The sequence below is a fragment of the Enterobacter sp. Taxon_8 genome (assembly GCF_058354585.1).
The window spans coordinates 47986-70204 of the sequence record NZ_CM177989.1 but is presented as its reverse complement, the minus strand read 5'-3'; the positions used below and the strand labels follow the sequence as shown (position 1 = coordinate 70204).

13 protein-coding genes are annotated in these 22219 nt (G+C 57.6%); 2 read left to right on the top strand and 11 right to left on the bottom strand.

Features of this window, described 5'->3' with window-relative positions:
- Window positions 1-98: 98 nt before the first annotated feature.
- Complete coding sequence (locus AC4IBF_RS00295; RefSeq protein ID WP_133293483.1) at window positions 99-1187, top strand: AAA family ATPase; 1089 nt, start codon at window positions 99-101, stop codon at window positions 1185-1187.
- Window positions 1188-1225: 38 nt separating this feature from the next.
- On the opposite strand, the gene AC4IBF_RS00290 is transcribed toward AC4IBF_RS00295, so the two are convergent.
- From AC4IBF_RS00290 to AC4IBF_RS00240, 11 genes are all read right to left on the bottom strand, one after another.
- Window positions 1226-1681: a hypothetical protein gene (locus AC4IBF_RS00290; protein WP_023326413.1), complete on the bottom strand. Its 456-nt coding sequence runs from the start codon at window positions 1679-1681 to the stop codon at window positions 1226-1228.
- Between the two features lie 320 nt (window positions 1682-2001).
- Window positions 2002-2370 (bottom strand): CDI toxin immunity protein, encoded by a 369-nt coding sequence (locus AC4IBF_RS00285; RefSeq protein WP_045907936.1) that lies wholly within the window; start codon window positions 2368-2370, stop codon window positions 2002-2004.
- A gap of 345 nt (window positions 2371-2715) precedes the next feature.
- A complete protein-coding gene (locus tag AC4IBF_RS00280; RefSeq protein ID WP_133293482.1) occupies window positions 2716-2949 on the bottom strand; it encodes a hypothetical protein in 234 nt (77 codons plus the stop codon).
- The gene (locus AC4IBF_RS00275; protein ID WP_074168312.1) at window positions 2946-3629 is read right to left on the bottom strand and encodes a hypothetical protein; all 684 of its coding nucleotides are present in this window, start codon (window positions 3627-3629) and stop codon (window positions 2946-2948) included. The genes AC4IBF_RS00280 and AC4IBF_RS00275 overlap by 4 nt, the downstream gene beginning before the upstream one ends.
- Window positions 3630-3827: 198 nt before the next feature.
- Window positions 3828-4208 (bottom strand): DUF6911 family protein, encoded by a 381-nt coding sequence (locus tag AC4IBF_RS00270; RefSeq protein ID WP_232057359.1) that lies wholly within the window; start codon window positions 4206-4208, stop codon window positions 3828-3830.
- The gene (gene cdiA, locus AC4IBF_RS00265) at window positions 4198-16602 is read right to left on the bottom strand and encodes a contact-dependent inhibition toxin CdiA (protein ID WP_491463099.1); all 12405 of its coding nucleotides are present in this window, start codon (window positions 16600-16602) and stop codon (window positions 4198-4200) included. Before cdiA ends, AC4IBF_RS00270 begins: the two co-directional genes overlap by 11 nt.
- A 14-nt stretch (window positions 16603-16616) precedes the next feature.
- Entirely contained in the window at window positions 16617-18314 is a 1698-nt protein-coding gene (locus AC4IBF_RS00260; protein WP_491463098.1) for a ShlB/FhaC/HecB family hemolysin secretion/activation protein, read from the bottom strand.
- Between the two features lie 182 nt (window positions 18315-18496).
- A complete protein-coding gene (locus AC4IBF_RS00255; protein WP_127729054.1) occupies window positions 18497-19450 on the bottom strand; it encodes a GlxA family transcriptional regulator in 954 nt (317 codons plus the stop codon).
- Window positions 19451-19476: 26 nt separating this feature from the next.
- Window positions 19477-20256 (bottom strand): MBL fold metallo-hydrolase, encoded by a 780-nt coding sequence (locus tag AC4IBF_RS00250; protein ID WP_136195869.1) that lies wholly within the window; start codon window positions 20254-20256, stop codon window positions 19477-19479.
- 121 nt (window positions 20257-20377) lie between these two features.
- Window positions 20378-21178, bottom strand: a complete 801-nt coding sequence (gene nlpA, locus AC4IBF_RS00245; protein WP_136195868.1) for a lipoprotein NlpA — start codon at window positions 21176-21178, stop codon at window positions 20378-20380.
- Window positions 21179-21325: 147 nt separating this feature from the next.
- Window positions 21326-21745, bottom strand: coding sequence for a GNAT family N-acetyltransferase (locus tag AC4IBF_RS00240; RefSeq protein ID WP_115876737.1), 420 nt, complete (start codon window positions 21743-21745; stop codon window positions 21326-21328).
- 141 nt (window positions 21746-21886) lie between these two features.
- Between AC4IBF_RS00240 and AC4IBF_RS00235 the strand changes: the two genes are divergently transcribed.
- The gene (locus AC4IBF_RS00235; protein WP_136195867.1) at window positions 21887-22183 is read left to right on the top strand and encodes a YicS family protein; all 297 of its coding nucleotides are present in this window, start codon (window positions 21887-21889) and stop codon (window positions 22181-22183) included.
- The last annotated feature ends 36 nt before the right edge of the window (window positions 22184-22219 follow it).

Genomic DNA, 22219 nt, shown 5'->3' with positions numbered 1-22219 from the left:
ACCCCGTTTAGACGACATCCTCACTGTCGTCTCTTTTTTGCATTTCATCTCAAAGACTGTGATTATATACAGGCTTATTCTGCGAAAGGGGCCTGCCTGTGATCCACACCCTGCACATTCAAAACTACCGCTCCATCCGCGAGATGTCGCTGGAGCTGGAGCAGCTCAATATCGTCTTCGGGCCGAACGGCACCGGGAAATCCAATATTTACAAGGCGATACATCTGATGCACAGCGCCGCTCAGGGGCAATTTTCCCAGGCGCTTGCGAATGAGGGCGGCATTCTGAAGGTATTCTGGGCAGGCAAAACCCGCAGCGATCAGCTGCGCCGGATGAATCTGGCCGTGGAAACAGAGTCCTACGAATACGAGCTGCAGGTCGGGTTTGTGGAGAAGCTGCCCTATCCCTCGCAGTTTCAGCTCGACCCGGTTATCAAAGAGGAGTCCATCTGGCTGAGCGGCCAGCACCGTCGTCCTTCGTCACAGTTGATGAAGCGTAAGAACCAGGCGGTGTTTCTGAATAACGTGCATCACGAGAAAGTCACCCACAGCGGAACGCTGTACGAGAACGAATCGGTATTCGGACAGCTCGGCGAGCCGCATCTTTACCCGGAAGTGTCGCAGATGCGCGAGTCCCTGCGTAACTGGCGCTTTTATCATGAGTTTTCTGTATCAATAGGCTCGGCGATGCGCGCCCCGCAGGTCGGTTTCCGCTCCCCGGTGCTGGCCAGCGACGGTGCCAACCTGGCGGCCGCGTTTCAGACCATCGTGGAGATCGGCGACGAGCTGCTGCTGATGCGCATTCTTGACCAGGCCTTTCCCGGCTGCGTGTTTTACAGCGACAACACCGGCGGGCATTTTCGCATGATGATGCAGCGCGAGGGGCTGAGCAGACCGCTGGAACCAGCGGAGTTCTCCGACGGCACCCTGCGCTTTCTGTGCCTGGCTGTGGCGCTGCTCAGCCCGCGCCCACCGGCGTTTATCGCGTTGAACGAACCGGAAAATAGCCTGCACCCGCAGATGCTGCCAGCCCTGGCGAGCTTAATCGCCGAGGCCAGCCGCTACTCGCAGATCTGGCTCACCAGCCACTCGCCGGAGCTGGCGACGTTGATTGAGAAGCAGCGATCGTTTTCGCTGTATCAGCTGTCGATGACGGAGGGGGAGACGCGGGTGGAGAGGCTGGGGTAGTCTCAATGGGCACGGAGGCTGTTTTTTCGCATCTCGCTTCAGTGAAGCATGCCAATAAAGAACCCCAGATACCCGGCCCTGCTTAACCATATAAAGGGGCTGGTAAGGCCGGAGCGCCGGATATTAATCAACTCTCTCATGGGGGCCAGGCCATCATTTTTGATAACGACATTTTTTGCACAATAGCGGCAATGCATAATCAGAAATAAAATTCCGGCGATCGCAAAACCAATATAACTTTCGCGACTTCCCCAAAAATGGGTGCTTAATTTTAAATAGGTTAATCCCCAGATACTGACTAGAAAGACGATAAATGAAGATGCTGCGATGTTCATGTCTCGCTTACTACCCAGACCAAAAAAAAGCGCATCAAAGAAAAACATCGTGGTAAGAGGTGACTGAACGCTTCTTCCCGTCATTTTACTAAAACGGACAAACACGACAGTTCCGATGAAAAATGCGAAAAGTGCAACTCCTAATAGCAGATAAATCATTTAATTAGTCCTTTTTGAAGGGCCTGGATATGAGGTCGGGACTGTTAGAGCCGTTAGGTTTAGAGAGAAATGACTCAGCAAATACTGTAAAAACTTTCTTCAATCCTGCTTAGTGCGATATTTTATACTAACCAAAATCAATTAAGCGATTGTTTTTGCTCAGAAGCCGATAAGTAAAAAAAGAAGAAAGGAAAAAAGTATTTTTTTCATTTCAGTTTTCCCCTGGCAAAATCTTCGCCTGCTTTTCCTGCTCTCTCAGATAGATAGCCACCTACTGTAACACCTGCTATTACTGGTAATTGGTTTACGGTACCACACCGCTATCTAGTCCCGAGCCGAAGTGCATCGGTTGGAAATAGTGGTTGCAAAATCATACTTTCATTAAAAATGAATATTTTTGGTGACAATGCCGCGACATCATAAATATTTTCAAGCACTAATCTCAAATTTGTTCTGAATATAGGTATATTTGCATCATCTGCAATGACATAAACATTTTCATTTTTTAGCCAGGATTGACAGAGTAACTCATCACTTGTTTCAAAGTCTCTAAAGCTTATTTCAGACCAAGATATGTTTCCGCTAACAAAGGGATACCCTTCCAGAATAGTAGTTACTCGCTCTTCTTCTTTATCAATGATAGTGAAATCAGCACTAAGAGCCTGTTTACACTCTTCGAATAAACTCATGAGATCTACCTGTTCATTTATTTAAGCCTTAATGGTTTTTCCATTACCTCAAATAGTATTACTTGCTTAACACCATTTCCTGCCCCTTTGTATAATCTCTATTATTCATATGGATACCTTTTACAGGATCATAATCGACTCGCCGCGCTGAGCCCACCGAAAATATTCCAATTATATTTCTCGGACAGAGTTCTTCAGAAGATTCGCGCTAACATTAATATGTAATTTTAGCCGATTATAAGCACTGGATACCGCGACTATCCCTCGCCAGATTCAAGACAGACTGCCATTTCTTTATCGAAAGTTTTTTCTCATTTCAGCTTAAAAACTTACTCTCAGCAACAACTAATATTTTTTAAAAGAAATATACCAGCAACCTACACCAACAATAACCCCACCCAACGATGCGCCCTTAATAATCCTCACTAACTCAAAAAGACTTATCTCAACAGGGATATTACGAATGAAATAGAGATAGGCCTTTGCAAAAAAATAAGTTAGCAAAGCAATAATATCCATTGTTAAGATCAGCGTCAACAAAATCAAAATAATAGATATTAGCCATCTTTTTTCGTTCATTTTGCTGCTCCATTCTTGTTATTAGCAGGAGTAGATGGGTCTACCACCACATTAAATACTTCACCTGCAACGCCGCCGCCTGCAGCTCCAACAATCCCAGGCACTGGACTCAATCGATAAGGCTGAGATATACCATATCCAATATCCTCCCACTGTAAAGATTTCCACATGGGATTAACAACCTCACCCAATATCGGTTCTATTAATTTATTACCTACTCCATAACCAATTGCTCCACCCAAACCACCGATAGTTCCGTAAAGGAATGGATTTTTTCCATCCAGGTAGCTTACGATGGCGCTGCTACCAGCATTGATAAGAACTGTTGATTCAAATCCAGTATAACGGGTTAAAGCACCGCTCCAGTAGGCAGCAATAACGTTTTTAGGATCAACGGAACCATTCATCACATAATCAACACCACACACAGCTCCGGCGCTGATTACACCAGAAATCACTATTGCTTCAGGAAGAATGCCTCCGTACAACACTGTTCCCATAGCCGCCATCGCCATCTGGCAGGATACCGGTGTGCCTCCGCTGCCGGCTTCTTTAATCGCGGCCTGCTGCTCTGCCTGCCATTTTTCTGTCGTTCCCGATTTTACAGCATTTGCAGCTGCCAGAACGCTGGCAAGGTTGTTATTCTCAACAACAACTCTTTCCGGTGCGAACTCAGCCACCGCAACCACTTTTCCCTTTTCTTTCAGTTAGTTACAGCTTCTTATCCCTGTTGTATTTTATGCCCAGGATTTTTGCGCTGTTAAGCGTTTTTGGGGCCACAGACGCTACCGCCCTGCCGTGACACAAGGTCTATCGCGCCACCATCATATAAGCAAACTACAGCATCACTGCGGACGCCGAAATCTTGGATTTATATTTCAATTAAGAAGTTCCTTTGATACATTGCCAGTATCGAAGAACTCCCTAAAGATCCTGACAACAAGATCATAATTTTTTGTAAGCTGACTTGCTGGCCAGTAATCTCCGAAAATTAACACTTTTTCATCTGGTTGTGTTAAATCAGTAATTGACATAACCTCATCATCTTCGTTCAAAAACGTAACCAGATAGAAACCTTTTTCCATTCTTACTTGTACTTCTGAGATTAAATAACCTTCGCAGTCTAATCTGTCGACGGTTACACAACCACTAAAAAAACGAACTTTGGCTAATAAGTTAACAATATCTTCCCAGCAATCAGGCTTCTTCGTACCACCTTTTTGTGTTATCGACCATGAAACAAGCAACCTATTCATCATTAGCTCCTTTTACGCGGAAGCCCTTTGTTCCTGACTGCCAATATAAGGTCCTACCAGTAGTTTCTTCAAATAATGTTAACGACTTAAGCCCTGATCTTTCAGCCATAATTTTTATATCGCTAAGACAGTATGAACAAACTTTCTCCCCACTTACCGACATAAGCATATCTTTGCCGTTAGTCATTCCTTTTTCATAAGCTTGCTGAATTACACCTACCTCTGCATGAGCTGTTCCCATATTCCCATTGGGAAGGTTTTTATCCGGCCGCTTGTCTATCTTGGCCTGCACAACATCATTGATAAGCGTCGGTTTATTGAAATCAGCTAACTGTGAAGGTCTTATACCTTGGTTGGTGTCAGAAAACTTCACTCCATCCACATTTCCCCTGGCTACGACTTTTAGATTGGCATCAACAACTTTACTTAATTGTTTTGCCGCAGCAGAACCCAAAATTGGTGTTACCGAAGCCGCAATGATCTCCAGACCCTGCTTCGTTTCGGTGTAGCTTTCTGCGGTCTGACGATCAACCCCTTTGGTGACCATGAAATAGTTAATCATGGCATCTTTCACCTGCTGCTGATTCTGTGCATCAACACTAGTGATATCAAGGAGATTGACTATCTGCCCATACGCATCAGCGTACTGTTGGCTATATTTCGAGTTATAAGGGCCATCTTCATATCCCTCTTTTGTCGCAATGACTTTTAGTCTTGCACCTGCACACGCTGAGCTACCCGCATTACCATTACCGCAGGCATCAATAACGTCTTTATCGCTGGAAATATCTTTTTCAATCAACGCATCATATTTCTGCTGCGCCTTTTCGCGCTCTGCCGGATCTTTACTGTTTTTAAGCGTCTGTTTTGCTATCTCAAGCTCTGTCTTTTCAGACACGCTAAGATAGTTATTCTCCACCGCATTCTTCCCTGCACTGGCCCCAGTCGCCGCACCAGCCGTATTTCCCCCGGCAATCCCGCCAGCTATGCCCGCTGAAACAGATGCCAGCGTACTCACGGTCTGCTTCTGCTCTTCCGTCAGCTTCGACGGGTCTGTGTCCGGATAGAACTGTCTGGCGATAGCTGTCGCAATCAGTTCGCCGGATGCGGCTCCCACAGCGCCCGCTGCGGCACTGTTGCCCTGAAGGGCTGCGGTTACGCCGCCGAGGATGGCATGGGCAATCGCTTTTGCCGCCGTATCGTCATCAATGCCTGCATGATGGCCGATGATGTTCGCCAGCTCCGGTGCTGACGCGCCCGCCAGCGCCCCTCCGATATTGCCGCCCGCCAGTCCCTGCAGTGCTGCTGTGGCCGCCTGGATGCCGCGCTGCATGGCGCTGCCGGTTCCGTAGGTCACCATCACGTTTTTGTATGCCTGGGTATCACGCAGTTTCGCAAGATAGTTCTGGCGCTCTTTTTCTGTCGCATTTGCGGGGAGTGTTGCGCCGGTTTCTTTCTGGGCCGCCTTCAGCCCGTTAAGATCACCCTGCGTCCTGGCAATATCCGCCACCTGACTGCCAATATCGCTGATCATCCCAACTGCGTTCAGACGGTTCTGCTCTTTCTCCTTGTCGAAGATCGGGCTGATGCTGTCGTTGGCATGCTCGGTGTCGCGGCTCAGATCGGCCACGTCCTGCTTCTGGTTTGCCTTGTCGCGGATGGTGAGGGAGCCCTCCGCCACAGCGGCCTGCGTGGTGCCCTCCTTATGGCCTTTATTACCCGCAGCGGAGATCATGCCGCCCGGCAGGTTGCCCTGGAATTTATCCCCGAAGCTGCCGCCGCCGCTCAGGCTGATACCGGAGTGCGAGGTTTTAAAGTCCGCTTCGTTGTGGATATCGCTGAAGCCCAGCGTCCCGGTATCGAGGCTGTTTTTGTCCGGTGTGGCGGTAGAGGCGATAACCGCGCCATCAAGCTGGGTGTGATGCCCCACGGTGATATCGAAGCCGCCGTCCCCGGCATACAGCCCGGTTTGTTCGGCCACGGAATCAAAGCGGCTCTTCATCTTGTCCTGGCTGGCGTTGATATAGCCTGAACCGGACATGGTGCCGAAGGTGAAGCTGCCCCCCGCAGCAACGCTGGTCTGCTTGCTGTCGTAGTCGCTGTTGTTCTGCTGGCTGCGCATCAGCAGGTCGTGACCAACATCTGCCACGATTTTATTGCCGTTAACCTGAGCGCCATCAAGCACGGTGTCGTGCCCGCTTTTTAGGATGACGTTTTTGCCGCTGTCGATGGTGGTTTCGGTCCAGTCGGTACCGTTGCCTTTATCCTTGCCATGCGCGGCGTTGACGTTGGCAAACACGCTGATACCCGCACCGTTGCCGCCGGCACCGATGCTCACGCCAATGCCTCCACCGCTGCTGCTGTTCTTGCCGCTGGTTTTTTGGGTATTCGCCGCGCCGGACAGCAGAATGTCGTTCTGTGCATCCAGCGTGGTGTCGCCCCCGGCTTTCAGCTGGCTGCCCGCAATCACGATGTCGCCGCTGTTCGCGCCTTTGTTTTTACCGTTCGCGGTGATGGCAAGATTGTTGCCTGCGTTCAGCGTGCTGCCTGCCACCGCATCACTCTCAGCATGCTGCTGTGATTTCGACTTCTGGGTCGTCAGCGAGAGGCTCACACCCATTGCGTTCGGGTCACCGGTGGTTGCCGCCATATCCGCTGCCTGCCCGGCCTGCACGCCGGACAGCACCGTTTTGGTGGCCTGAAGGGCTTTCAGACGGCCATCACTTTGCTCTTTGGTCTCCTGCGCCGCGCTCACGGCATTGTTAATAGCGCTACCGACGGTGCCGGAGAGCGCCACGGTGAGTCCGCTTTTCTTCTGCTCGAAGGTTTCATCCCGGGTGCGCTTGTCGTGCCCCGGCTCGATGATGACGCTGTCGCCGCTGAGGCTTAAATCTTTCCCGGCGATAAGATCCGCGCCGCCGATGTGGGCCTGGTTTCCTGCAGAAATCGCGACGTTACCCCCCGTCGAGCCCACCGTACTGAAGCTCTGACTCTGGGTGGTGCCTTTCTCACGGAGATCGTGCGTGCTTTTGCTGCTGCCGATGGTGAAACCAATCCCGCCCGAGCCCATCAGGCCGGATTTTTTCTCCTCCTTAAAGCGCCAGGAGGTATCGCTGTTCGTGGCCGCCACGATATCGACGTTGTTGCCCGCCTTAAGCTTCACGTCGCCATCGCCCGCCACGGCGGATCCGTTCACCAGCAGGTTATTGCCCGCAACGACCTGCACGTTATCGCCGCTCAACAATGAGCCGGATTCACGCGTCGCGCTGTTCTCCTCGATGGTGTGGGTGGTTTTCTTGCTCAGGAACCCTTTTTTGGTTTTGGTCTGCTCTTTGTAGTGATAATCGCTTTCGGTTGCGGTATTGAGATTGACGTCGCGGCCCGCCGCCACGCCGATATCGCCCTTCGCCGTTACCTGCGCGGCTTCGGTGGTGACATCGCGCCCGGCGAGGATTTGGGTATTCGCCCCGCTGGCGATCTCGGTTCCCTGCTGACGTACGGACTCGTTGATGACGGTTTTCTTGCCTGACCTATAGCTGTCGCCCTGCGTGGTCTCTTCCGCAGCCAGATTCACGTCGTGACCCGCCTGCAGCCCGACGCTTTTCTCCGCCGCCAGCGCGGCGGCCTGGGCGTTGATATCCTGTCCGGCCTTCAGAACCAGGTTATCGCCTGCGGAAATCGTGGTGCGGTCGAGCCCGGTGCTGTGGGACTCGCTTTTCCCTTTCCGGCTGCTTTCGCTGGTTTGCTCTGCGTTCAGGTTCAGGTCGTTGCCCGCGCTCAGCCCCGCGCTGCCGCCCGCCTTCAGGTCGCTGGCGGTCACGTCAAGGTTGTGCCCGGCATTCACCAGCAGGTTGCCGCCCGCGGTGACGTTACTGCCCTGATACGTGACGGACGAACGGCTGGTTTTCGCCCGGCTGGAGCTGAATGCGTCGTTGATCTGATTCGCGTTGACGGCAATATCGCCCCACGCGTTCAGCAGCATATCGCCGCCGGAGGCCAGGTTCGCCCCGGTAACGGTGATGTTTTTCCCCGCCTCAAGCGACAGGCCATCCTGTGCGGTAATAGACGCCGTGTTGCCCAGCAGGGTGTCCTTCAGGCCGATGTTGCCGTACTTCCCGCCGGCGTTGATATCAATCTGCTCAACCTGGGTCAGGTTGTTGATGCTGCCGTTCAGGCTCTCCAGCGCGACCGTTTTGCCGCTGATGGTGGAGCTGATGTTATTGATATCGCCGATGGCGCTCAGGTTCAGGTCGCCGCCCGCTTTCATCAGGCCGTTACTGAGGTTACTGATGCTGTTCTGGCTGTCGAGCGTCAGGCTGTTTTGCGCCAGCAGCGAGCTGCCGCCGTTGGTGATGCTGCCGCCCTTCAGGGTGACGTTGTTGCCCGCGATCACGCTGCCGTTGTTGACGGTGACGTCCTTCGGCGACAGGTAGAGTTTCGGCACCATCACCGTTTCGCCGTTGACGGTGGCTTTCTCCCACCACAGCAGGCTGTGGTCGAGCGCGGCAATCTGATCGGCGGTCAGCGAGACGCCAAACTGCAGGCCCAGCGACTGCTGCGCCGCCGCGGCGTTGTCCATCAGGTAGCGCATCTGATCCAGATCGGAGCCGATGCCGTTCAGGTAGCGGTTACCGGTCTGGTTGAGCACCACGTTGGAAACGTAGCGGGTATCGAACGCCGCATCACCGAGGAAGCGGTAATCGTAATCCGGGTTCAGGTTGAGACGGCCGAGCATGTAAGACGAGCCGAGGAACTGCTTCTCGTCGGTAAACGCCAGCCGCGTCTCCTGCGGCGCAGTGGACGACGGTTTGACCCCGAGCATTGCGTTCAGGTCGGCAAACAGGGCGGGATCAAGCTGTCCGAGACCGTTCAGTTTCGGGTTGATGCCGATCAGGTACGGGCTTTTCGGGTTGTCGGAGAAGACAAAATAGCCGTTGTTGCCCGACGGCAGCGGGTAAGCGCTGGTATCGACGCGCTGGCCCTGATAATGCCCGACGGCACCGCCCTGAGCGGTTCGGAGATCGGCGGTGGTGACCCCGGCGTTCGCCAGCGCGCCCAGCTGGCCGAGGTTCGCGTTGCCTTTCTGCGTGGTGCCAATGTTGCTGAGAGGCGTGCCGGACGCGCCGCCGTTTTCCAGCGCGCCGCCGCCGTTAAGCTGCTGCAGCGCACCCTGGAGCCGATCGTTCCACTGCGGCGAGTTCACCGCCACGGTGCCGGTCGTGTTCAGCCCCTGTTTTTGCACGCCGCTGCCGACGCTCTGGTTGCTGAGGGTGTTCAGCGACGGCGTGGAGATAACGTTACTAACGCCGCCCGCGTTCGCAGTGGTATTGGTGTTGCTGATGTTACTGGTAAAGTTTGCGGTGACGTTACCGCCTGCCTGGATGACGGCGCGAATAATAGCGCCTCCTTCATCCTGCACCCGCTCCTGACCAGTCAACGTGTAGAGTGCACCACCCGCGCCAACATAAGAGGATGAGTAAACCAGATAGTCTGTATAACCACCAGACTGATAGCTATTGTTATTAAGCACGTTTCCACTTAACGAGACATTACTATTTGCCAGAATGTTACTTGCATTGTTATCTAGCGTAGCGGCGTTTATGTTCAGGTTTTTACCTGAAGCAATACGACCTGCCGCACTATTCCCTGAAATGTCCATCGTTGTACGGGAGATAGCAAAACGCTGAGTTTTTCCTGTGTCGGTAAGTTTGTAGGATTTCCTGTAAAAAGGTTCATCCATAGTACATGCGCCCGTAGGCCCGCAACTGCCAACCCATACGTCAGTACGGGTATAAACTATGTCGTAATTGAGTTTTGGCATGTCATCCAGAGATATCTGATATGATGCCGTTCCGACGTAAACAGGATTGGTCAAAGTTTGCGTATTACCGCTCGACTCCATATCATCTCGTTCATTCAGCAAATGCCCCGTTCTGATCGCAATATCACCATTCTGCGTCTCAATATTCCCCGACGTGTTCACCACCTGGCTGTTCGCATTCCCCGCTGCATCCCGCTGCATCCACAGGTGATTCCCCGCCATGATGTCGCCGCGCTGGTTAGTGATGCTGTCGGCAAACAGCGCCAGGTTATTCGCCGCGTACAGCAGCGCGGTGTTGACGATGGACCCCGGCGCGCTCAGGGTCAGCGAGCCGCGCGTGCCGGTGAAGCCGTCGACGGTAATGTTGCTCCGGCTGGCCACGGTGATGTCACCTCCGCCCTGCACCGTGCCCGCGGCGTTCAGCGCCACGCTGCTGCCGGAGAGCGTGCTGGTGCCGCCGCCGGTGGTGATTTGTCCGTTGTTGCTGAGCTGCCCGCCCGCATTCAGGTTGACCGCCTGCCCCTGCAGCACGCTGCGGTTATCGATGTCGCCGCCGCTGCTGATGGTCAGGGTTCGGCCTGCCGCCACGGCGGTCCGGCTGGTAAACGCGTTCGTCAGCTGCAGCGTTAAGTCCCCCAGGGACACCAGCTGGCCGGTCAGGTCCAGCCCACGGCTCTGCAGCCACAGGTTGCCGCCGCTCAGGAGCCTGCCGCCCGCGCTCTGGGTCACCTGGTCGGCATTGATGTTCAGCTGCGCGTTGCCGAGCAGCGTGCCGCTGTTGTTCAGCTGGCCGTAGTTAACCGTCAGCTGCCCCGCCTGGGTGGTGCCCTGGCTGGCGAAACTGGTGCCGGTCAGCGTGGCCCGGTCGGCCACCCACGTACCGCCGTTGGTGGCGTTTGCCGCATTGAGTATCAGGTCGGTGGCCTGCAGCCAGCCGGTGCCGGTGAACTGCGGCGTGCCGAGCGTCAGGCGCGCGCCGGAGAGCAGCCTGCCGTCGTTACGCGCCTGCGAGGAGGCGGTCACGCGCGTCTCGCCGCCGCCCTGGATCAGGCCGTAGTTAAACAGCGCGGGCGTGGTCAGCGTCAGCGCATCGCGGCTGACGATTTCGCCTCCGCTGTTGTTGGTCAGCGTCCCGCTGAGGGCCAGCGTCGCGCCGTTATCGCCCTGCAGACGTCCGTTGTTGGTGAGCGCCCCGGTGGTGATGCCGAGCGTGCCCCCCTGCATTTTGCCGTCGCTGGTGACGGAGGCCGCCGTGACGTTCAGCGCCCCGCCGGACAGCAGGGTGCCGCCAGACTGCTGGCTGACCGCGCCGGTCTGGCTGAGTGTCAGGCCATTCACGCCGCTGATGGCGCCGCTGTTGCTGAGCGTGCCGCCTGTCAGCGTCAGGTTTTTCGCCGCCCACTGGCCCTGGTTCGCCAGCGTCGCGGCCTGCAGCGTCGCCGCACCCAGCGCGGTGATCCTGCTGCCTGCGGTTCCGGTGAGCGTATCGGCCAGCGTCATCTGCAACGCGTCGGCGCTCTGCACCGCGCCGCTGTTGGTGAGCGACCGGGCGTTAAGCAGAATATTCTGTGCCTGCCAGCTGCCGGCGTTGGTCACCGCGCCGGACGCAATCGTCAGAGTACCCTGGGTGAGAAGCTTACCGCCTGCGCCGTTAATCAGCTCCTGCTGCGGCGCGGCCATCGCCATGCGCGCCATCAGCCGCTGCTGCCCCTGAACGGTCAGGCTCTGCAGACCGGTTAAGGTGCCCTGGTTGTTAATGCTGTTCTGATGCAGCGCGAGGGTGTTCCCCTGCACGGTGCCGCTGTTTTTAAGCGTGCTGCCGCCGAGCGTCACATCGCCCTCGCTGAGGAGCTGCCCGCGGTTATCCAGCGTTTGTGCGGTGATATCCGCCCGGCCCTGGCTCATCAGCGAGCCGGCAGAGGTCAGCGTGCCGCCGGTCGTGGCCGTCAGCGGTCCCTGGCTGAGCAGAGACCCGCCGTGCGTCCAGTCGCTGGCGCGGATGTCCGCGCCGTTCCCCTGCAGCGTGCCCTGCGTGGTCAGCTGGCCTGCATCCAGCGTCAGCATGCCGCCGGAGAGGGTGCGCGAGGCCGCGCCCGTGGTCAGCGTGGTCCCGGTGAGCGCCAGGCCGTTCGTTCCCTGCATCAGCCCGCCGTTGTTCATATCGCGGGCGGTGAGGGACAGCGTACCGCCCGTGATGCGCCCCGGGTTCGCCAGGGTATCCGCGGTGAAGGCGGTCGCGCCGCCGCTCTGCAGCAGCCCGGTATTGGTTAACGCCCCGCCGAGCGTGCCGCTGAGTCCCGTCTGCCCGTTCACCGTGCCGCTGTTGGTGAGGGTGGTGCCGGTCGTGCCCAGCGTCGCGCCCTGCAGCGTACCGGCGTTCGTCAGCTCTCCGCCCGTCAGCGTGAAGCCGCCGCCGGAGAGCCATTTGCCGTTCTGCTCGTTGATAAAGCGGTCAGCGGCGGCGTTAACCGCGCTGCTGCCCTGCATCAGGCCGCTGTTGCGCAGCTCCGTCGCGCCAGCTGTCAGCGTTTTGCCCGCCACCGTGCCGCTGCTGGTCAGCGTCGTCGCGTGAAGCGCGGCATCTCCGGTGGCAACGATGTTCCCCGTGCTGGTCAGGGCACTGCTCAGGCCCAAATCCAGGTCCTGCGCCTGAATATCGCCCCGGTTGGTCAGGTCGCTGCCCCGCAGGGTAAACCCGCCGTTCACCAGCAGCAGGCCGGCGTTATCGAGCGTGTCGAGGGACAGGTCCAGAGAACTGCCGCTAATCAGCTGCCCGGTGGCGCCGTTGCTCAGCGCGCGGGTGGTCAGCGCCAGCGTGTCGTTGCCCTGAAGAATCCCGGTGTTGGTCAGCTGCGCGGCCTTCACCGTCAGCGCCTTCCCGGCCAGCTGGCCGTCGCTGAACAGCTGCGCCGCCGTCAGCGTGAACAGGTTCTGGCTGAGCAGGGCGCCCGTGTTATCCAGCCTGCCGGTCGCGGAAAGGGTCAGGGCGTCCAGCGTCTGAACGCTGCCCTGGTTATTCAGGCTCCCGGCGTCAAGCGTCGCGCTGCGCCCCTGCAGGCTGCCCGCGTTGCTCAGCGTTTGTCCGCTGAGCGTCAGGGTCTCGCCGCCCGTCACCTGGCCCTGAGGCTGGTTCGTGAAGGTGTTGCCGGACCAGGCCAGCGTGCTGCTGCCCTGAAGCAGGCCGCTGTTCTGCAGGTCGCCCCGCAGGGTCAGCACTTTCGCCAGCAGCTGGCCCCGGTTATCGGTCCTGCCGGCCTGGACGTCCAGCGCCTGCTGGCTGAGCACCTTGCCGCTGTTGGTCAGCGTGCCGGTCACCGCCGCCGTCACGCCCGCTTCCCCCAGCGCGTTGCCTGTATTCATCCACTCGCCGGTGGCCAGGTTCAGGGTGTTGCCCTGCAGCAGCCCGGCGTTGTTCAGGGTGGTGTGGTGCAGGCCGAGCGCGCCGCCGGAGAGCAGCATGCCCGCCTGCAGGTTGCTGAGCTGTGCCCCGGTCGCCGTGAGGGAGTGTGTCCCCTGCAGCGTGCCGCCGTTGGTCACCGACGCGCTGTTAAACTGCGCGTCGGTACCGGCCATCAGGCCGCCGTTCGTCAGGCTGGCGGCGGTCAGCGTCAGGCCGTCCCGGGCAATTACCCGCCCGTCGGCATCGTTGCTGGCCTGGCGGGTCAGGTTCAGCAGCAGCGCGGTGGCGCTGAGCTCGCCGCTGTTGGCCAGCGTTTCACCGTTAAGCGTCAGCGTTCCGCCGCTGCGCAGCGCGCCCCGGTTAGTGAGGTCTGCCACGCCGAGCGTCAGCGCCGAGTCCCCCCCGACGGTGCCCTGGTTCTGCAGGCTGTCCGCCGTGATGTGCAGGTCGCCGGCCGCAATATTGCCCGCGTTAGTAAACGCAGTGCCGTTCAGGGTGAGCCGGTCGTCCGCCAGCAGGCGTCCGCTGTTGGTCAGGCTGAGGTAGTCGCTGCTCAGGCTGACGCCGTTGATTTCACCCTGGTTTGTCAGCGTGTCGCCTTTAATGCGCAGCGTGCCGTCGGTGGTGATAAGCCCGCTGTTGGCCAGCGCCGGGATATTCAGCGTTAAATCCTGCGCGCTGTAGACCGACCCGCCCGCGAGGTTCGTGAGTGACCCGGTCTTCAGGCCGAGCAGGGTGGTTCCCTGCAGCAGCCCGCCGTTCTCCACCGAGGCAGCGTCCAGCGCCAGCGTACCGGCAACCAGCGAGCCGCTGCTGGTGATGCGCCCGGGGGCCGTCAGGGTCATGCGGTCCGCTTTTGCGACGCCGGACTGGAGGATGTTATTTCCGCTGAGGCTGAGGGTACCGGCGGTGAGCTCGCCGCCGCTGGTCAGGTCGCCGGTTGCGTTAAAACTCAGCGCGTTACCGGTGGATTTCCCGGCGTGCGCAAGGGTGCCCGCCGTCACCGACAGGGCTCCTTTCGCCGCCTGCGTGCCGTTCAGCGCGGCATTCTGCGCCTGCAGGGTAAGCCCCTGCCCGCTCTGCAGGTGCGCATCCTGGCCGGTGGTCAGGTCGCCGGTGCTGACGGTTAAGGCCCCCGCCGCGTCCGTCTGCCCGTTCAGGCTGGCGCTGCGGGTCGCGGAAATCTGTACATTGCCCTGGCTGGTGGTGCGGGACGCCTGACCGCTGGTCAGGGTGCCGGCCTGCGCCGTCAGCGCCGTCGCGCCGGACAGGGTGCCGTTCTGTTCAAGCGCGTCTGCCGTCACGCTCATCGCCCCGTCAGCCAGCAGGCTGCCGCTGTTACGCAGGGCCTGCTGCGCCGTGACGTTCGCATTGCCTTTCGCGCTCAGCGTGCCCCGCTGCTCCAGGGTATCAACGCTCAGCGCCAGGTTGCCTGCGCTCTGCAGGGTACCGCTGTTAGTGACCGTCTGCCCCTTCAGGGTGACGTCGTTACCCTGCACCGTGCCGCCGTTTGTCAGCACTCCTGCGTTCACGTCAAGGTGGCCTTTCGCCGCCAGCTGGCCGTTGGTGGATACCCTGTCGCCGGAGAGGGCAATGTCACGCCCCGCATTCACCTGCCCCTGATTACTGACGGCGCTGCCCGTCAGGCGGATATCGCCCGTGGCATCGGCCCGGCTCTGGCCGTCCAGCACCAGCTGCCCGCCGCTCAGGGCCAGATTCTCTCCTGCCGAGACCGCACTGGCCGTGGATGACAGCGTGCCGCCGCTGCTGAGGGTCGCGCGGGTATCGCTACCGCTGCGGGTATTCGTCAGCGTGATATCTTTCCCGGCCGCCACGCTGAGCGCGCCTTTGCTGGTGACGCTGCCGCCGCGCTGCGTCAGGCTGCCGTCGGTGGACAGCGTGGTGTCGGCCTGACCCGTCAGCGTCGCATCCGCAAGCGCCATTCCCTGTTTGCTCGTGACGGTTAGCGCCCCGCCCTGAGCCGACACGCCGCCGCCGTTGACGGTCAGGGTAGCTTTACTGTCCAGCGTCGCCGCGCCGCGGGAGACCAGGGAGGTATTGCTGAGCGTCATCCCCTGCCCGCTGCTCACCGACAGCGCGCCCGCGCTGTTTGACCCGCCGCCCGTCGTCTGCACTTTCCCCGCAGCGGAAAGGCGCATATCGCCCTGGCTGGCGAGCGTGCTGTTATTGAGTTCCACATCCTGCGAGCTGGCCACATTCAGCGCGCCACCGGACTGATGGCTGCCGTTGAGGGCCACTCCCGCGCCGTTCGCGGTAATCGATCCGCTGGCCAGGCTGTTCGTGACCGTCAGTTTCCCGCCCGCGTCCAGCTGAATGTCGCCCTGGCGCGCGGTGAGGTTGCCGAGGTTCACCCCCACGCCCGTCTCGCTGGAGACCAGGCGGATACGGTTCGCATACATCCCGCCGAGCGCGCCGGTATCCACGGCCACCACGGGCGCGGCACCCTCACCGGCAATCGGCCTGACGCTGCCGTCTGCGCCCACGCGGTTCGCTCCTGCCGTCACCGTCAGGTCGTTCGCATGAATCGCGGCGTTCACTTCCGTTGCGCGCGCAATAATCGACAGCGCGTCGCTCTTGCTGGCATCCAGCCCCTGGCCTTCAACCGTGATGGCGCCTTTCGTCACCTCCAGCGCCTGCAGGTTACCGCTGGCGTCGAACTGCGGTTTCCCCGTGGTCAGGGTGACGTTCGGGGTGTTGATAAATCCGCACCCGTTACAGGTAATGCCGTACGGGTTGGCCACCATGACGTTTGCTGCTTTACCGGCGACTTCCGTATAGCCCTGCAGCTGCGAGCGGCTGGCGCCCGTGACTTCGTTGATAATGCCTTTCGCTTCCCGCCCGGCCTGCAGGTTGGGGTTGTTCTGGATAAGCCCGCCCAGCTGGGTCCGGGTTAAACGGTCCGTGCCGTTGTTGAGGATAAGCCCCTCTTTGCCGACGTTATACTCACCGAACTGGTTATGCGAGATACCCGCCCCGTTGGGCGTGGCGATGTTGACGACCGGCACCCCGTTCCCCGCCCGATCGACCGTGGTCTGCCCGGTTGGCGTAAGCGCCGCCGCGACGGCAGGTGCCATCGGCTGCCAGACCATCAGGCCGCAGACAATCCAGCTGATCAGACGCTGTGAGAAACGAACGGGTGGGTGACGGGTATCCATAGTCGTAGAGTCTCTTAAAGCATGAAGGCAATGCGCCAGTTAACGCTCACATGATCCGGGCCGAGCCAGTCGGGGTAGTGCAGGGGCGTACCGACCGAAATCTGGCTGCTGTACCAGCGCCCTGCGCTGCTCAGCCCCACCGAGCCTCCCCATAACGTGCCGGAGGCAAAGCGGTCCTGACGGTCTTTTTCCAGCCAGCCGCCGTCAACGGCGACCGTTGCGCTCACCGCGCCAATCACCGGAAGGGTGAAGAGGGAGTACCCCAGCTCGTTACGCCAGTAGCCGCCGTTATCCCCGGACAGGTACTGCTCTTTAAAACCGCGCACGGAGCTTTCGCCGCCGAGCGTCAGGCGCTCAGAGCCGTACAGCCGGTCGGGCGACCACTGGCCATAGGCGCTGGTCAGCCACCAGGCATTACGGGTAATCGGCCGCTGGAAGCTGGCGTTCAGACTCCATTTGCGGAATTCCGCACGCGGCACATCCCCGGACTTATCTTCGTCGGTTTCGGCACTGAACCACGGCATGCCGTGGCTCCAGGTCGGGTTGAAGGTCGCCACGCCGCCCAGCATTTTTTGCGTGTGCGTAATGCCCAGTACCAGGCTGGAGAGGTTGCGCGTGCTGCTCTGAAGCGGCGCGTCGTTGAGCCAGTTGCGGCTGGATCGCTGAACCACGCCAGCCGCAATGCCGGTTTTCACCTCCCCGTTGCGAAAGACCACCCAGGACGCGTTAACGCGGTGGGTTTTCGTATCGCCCGTGGAGAGCCAGTTAAACCCCTGGTTACTGATGGTGGTCCGGTAGTTACTCCAGACGTAGCTGTAGTCCAGCAGGCCGTAGCCAAACGGCACGCTGACGCCCGCCTGGAAGTTCTGCGCATCGTACGCGCTGGCAAAATCGCTGCTGCGCCCGCCGCTGACAAACCATTTATCCGCCAGCCCCAGCATATTACTGGCGGTGAGCACGCCGCTCAGCTGATCTTCGCCGGTACTCTTCTGCCCGCTATTATCCAGGCTTACCGATGCACTTAAGGGAAATTCCGGCTTTGCCGTAAGATTAACAATGGAATATCCGGCCTGCGTTCCCGGAAGAATTTCAATCTGAACCGGATCGGCGCGCAAACGGTTAATTTGCTCCATGCCCTGTTCGATGTCGCGTAAATTAAGGATGCCGCCCACCCGTCCCGGAAACGCCATTTTCAGCATACGCGGCGTTTCGCCTTCCAGACGGATCGCTTCCAGTCTGCCTTCCAGCACAACAATATTCAGCTGGCCGCCGGAGAGATCCTGCTCGGTAAGAAAAGCGCGGCTGGTGATATATCCCCGGCTGATATACCAGTCAGAAATATGGGCGAGAAGTTCCGTTATTTTCGCCATATACAGACAGCGGCCCTGCCACGGCGCGACAAGGGTCTGCCGGGTTTTCGGGGAGATTAAGGTCGCACCGGAAAGGGTAATGGTATGAATGGTGAAACAGGGTCCGGAGCCGGAAACAGGCAGCGGTCTGGCGGGCGCGGGGCGAGGAATACTCCGCTCCAGCTCCTCACGCTGTTGCTGGTTCTGTAATAAAAGCTGCTGCTGTTGCTGTTGAATGGAATCGCGATCGGCTGGAGACAAGGGGGCAGCGTTAGCGCTCGCTGAAAAAAGCGCAACCGATAAGATAAAAATAATATAATTTGCTAATGAAATTATTCTCTTTTTTATTTTATTGCTATTCATCCATGCCACAAAATTATTCGAAATTAATATTTTCGAAATATAAGAGCATTCTTAATGCGAGTATATCTAATTTGCGTTAGGGCTCATCAAATAAAATATTTTTTTAGAAAAATGAGAGGCCGATTAAGAAAAAATAATAAATTATTTAACTAAGCCTTAAATCTTGAGTTAGCCAAAATAAACTAGCTGTGAAGACGAAAGGTTTTTCTCCATTCCGCAGGGCTCACCCCAAAACGAGCCTTAAACTGCTGTCGCCAGGTGACGGCGGAATTAAATCCCACCAGCTCAGCCACGCGCTCAATCGGCATATTTCCGGCTTCAAGCAGGATCTGGCTGCGCCGCAGGCGTTCGGCGGTCAGCCAGTCGGCGACGCTCATCCCCGTAGCGTTAACAAAATGGCGGGTCAGGGTGCGGCGGCTCATCGAGACGACCTCCGCCAGCGAGTCCAGACTATGTGGTTCGGTGATGTGCTGCTGAAGATAGTCGATCAGGCAGTTAATGCGTCCGTCGCGGGTATCTTTGGGTACCGGCTGGGCGATGAACTGCGCCTGACCGCCCTCGCGGTGGGGCGGTACAATCATCCGGCGGGCAATCTGGTTGGCGACCACGCTGCCAAAGCGCTGGCGAATGATATACAGGCAGCAGTCCAGTGCGGCGGCAGTCCCGGCAGAGGTAATGATATTGCCGTCATCCACATAAAGGGCATTAATATCCAGTCGAACGTTCGGGAAGAGGGACTGAAACTGACGTTCGAACTCCCAGTGGGTGGCCGCACGCTTACCGTCGAGAAGACCCGCCCAGGCCAGCACAAACGACCCCAGACACAGCCCGACGATTTCTGCGCCGTTGTCTCTCGCCTGCACCAGGCTGTCGAGCAGCGACTGCGGCGGGCGTTCAAGAACGTGCTGCCAGTAGGGAACGACAACAATATCGGCCTGCCCAATGGCGGTAAAATCCTGCGTGGCGTTGAGGGCAAATCCGTCTTTTGAGGTGAGGAACCCCGGCGTTTCGGCGCAGATCGTCACGTTAAAGCGCTTTTCTCCGGAGACCGAGTCGCCAAACAGAATGCAGGGAACGGAGTAGTGGAACGGGCTGAACCCGTCTACCGCGACAATCGCGACGTTGACTAGCGGCATTTGTCTCTCCTTTCCCTTTTAGATACTCAGAATATAACGGTTTCGCCATCCTGGGGAATGCTCACTGCGTCACTCACCTGGTTGGCTTCAACGTACTCACGCAGCGCGCTGCGGGTTAACAGGCAGTGGTTAATGGCTTCCATATGGCTCGCCACAATTTTGGCCTGCGGCAGCAGGAAATGGACGTTAAGCACGTCCTCCTGCCCCATAATAATGGGCCCAAAGCCAATGACGTGAGCATAGCCGGCGTTCAGCACCACCACGTCCGGCTGGTGCTTTTGCAGATCGGCCGCCACTTCGTCACGCCAGACGGTATCCCCGGCAATGTAGAGCGTCTTCTCATCAGGATGGCGGAGCACCACGCCACAGGCCTCGCCCAGCCGCTCCGCCAGTTCGGGCACCGCGTATGCGCGATCGGTACCGTGCTGGCCGCCGTGGGTCTTCGCAATTCGAATCTCGCCGAAAGTGGTCTCGTCGGTCATGACCGTCAGGTTGCTAAACCCCTGGCTGCGCAGCAGCGCGGCGTCACGCTCGTTTTGTACGTAAATGGGTTTGTCTTTGGCGATCAGTTCCGCCGCGGCGCGATCCCAGTGATCGTCATGAGTATGGGTGACGATCACCGCGTCGGCGTCCAGCAGCGTGTTGACGTCAACGGGGAGCTCGACAGTCGGATTACGGCGTTCGGCATACGCAGTGCCGAGAAAGCCCGGGTAAGCCCCTTTAGGGGCCAGCATCGGGTCGATTAAAAGACGTTTTCCGGCGTAGGTAATCAGCTGGGTGGCGTTGCGAATGTGGGTAATGTTCATGGGCTATCCTCCGGTTGGTGTGATAAGGAGGATAGCCAGCCGTCTCAGCTGACGCTGTGGGTTAAAGGGCGATTACCGATGGAATCGGGCCAATTTAAGCAACCCTTTTTCCATCAGATTGTTACCAGCCCGGCACCGCCCCGCCGTTAAAGATCGTCTCCGCCGCTTTCGCCACTTCAGGCGACTGATACGACTTGATAAATTCCTTCACGTTCTCCGCGTCTTTGTTCTCTTCGCGCGTCACAACGATGTTCACGTACGGCGAGTTTTTGTCTTCGATAAAGACGCTGTCATGCACCGGCGACAGCCCGGTTTGCTGGATATAGGTAGTGCTGATGATGGCGACATCGACTTTCGGGTCGTCCAGCACGCGCGGCAGCTGCGCCCCTTCGAGCTCCATGATTTTCAGCTGTTTAGGGTTGGCGGTAATATCCAGCGCCGTTGGCAGCAGCCCGGTGTCCGGCTTCAGGGTGATGAGCTTCTCTTTTTGCAACAGCAGCAGCGCGCGGCCCAGGTTTGTAGGGTCGTTTGGAATGGCAATGGTCGCTCCGTCCTTCAGGTCAGAGACGGATTTGATTTTGCGGGAATAGCCGGCCATCGGGAAAACAAAGGTGTTCGCCACGGCCACCAGCTTGTAGCCATGCGCCTTGTTATCCTCTGCAAGGAACGGGCGATGCTGAAAGACGTTGGCATCCAGTTCCCCCTGGTTGGTGGCATCGTTAGGCAACAGCGAGCCGCTGAAGCCTACCAGCTCCACGTCCAGGCCATATTTCTCTTTTGCCACCTTTTTGGCGACTTCCGCCACGTCCTGCTCGGCGCCGTTGATGACGCCGACTTTAATGTGTTTGGCATCGCTGCCACTTTGATCGCACCCTGCCAGCAGCAGGCCAGCCAGTACCAGAGCACCCAATCGACGTTTCACAAGACAGTTCCTTTTGCTGAATGTTGTAGTGACTATATCGACAACGAGGCGGTGAAATAAAAACCGAAAAAGAATCAATAAGAAGGATAAGTTATATGCGGCTATGGCCGGGTGGCGCTGCGCTTACCCGGCCTGCGGATTCAAAGCTTAAAGGGCTTTCGCCAGGTAATGTCGCTGCATGCCCGGATAAGGATAATCCTGCAAAGACATTTGCAGCTGGTACCCCTGTTTTTCATAGAACGGCCGCGCCTGGAAGCTGGCGGTATCGACCAGCGCGTGCTTGCAGCCTTTGCGTCTGGCTTCCTCTTCGGCCGTTCTGATGAGCTGGCTGCCAACGCCGGATCCGCGCACGGTCTCGTTCACCCAGAGATAGTCGATATTCAGCCAGTCGCCTTTTCGCACACCGATTAACCCGCCCAGCATGGCGCCATTATCGTCACGCACGTAAACGCCAACGTCGCCGCTAAAGGTCGCCATATCCAAAAATTGCGCGTTGTAGGCACGCAGCCCCACGAATAACTCTTCTTTTTCCTGCTGCGTAACCGTATTGGTAATGCTCAGTTGCATGACGTTCTCCCTGTTTTTGTGTGCTGTTTGACTATCTCACAGATACTCTACGGAGAAAATTCATACTTTCGGCTGGCGTCGCTACACTGAATGTAACGATATATTTCATGGGAAGCCTGTGACGTCAAAAGGGGGTTGTTGATGAAAGCTGCGCACCTGGTCTGCCTGCTGGTTTGTCTGCTCTTCGCCGCATTTGTCCATGCTCAGGAAAAGGACGATCCCGTGAAAGAGGCGCAAATAAAGCAGCAGGTCCTTAAAGATATTAAGAAAACCTGTACGCCACAGAAAAAGCAGAGCGATAAAGCCTGGCAGGAGATGATTTTGTCCTCCGAGGCCAATCAGCTGCTGATCAAAAATGCTATTACCGCCGTGAAGCGCGACAACCTGGATGCCTACTGGGGGGCGATTGGTCAAGTGGATTGTATGGAAGATTATTGAATGCTGCTTGCCGGGTGGCGCTACGCTTACCCGGCC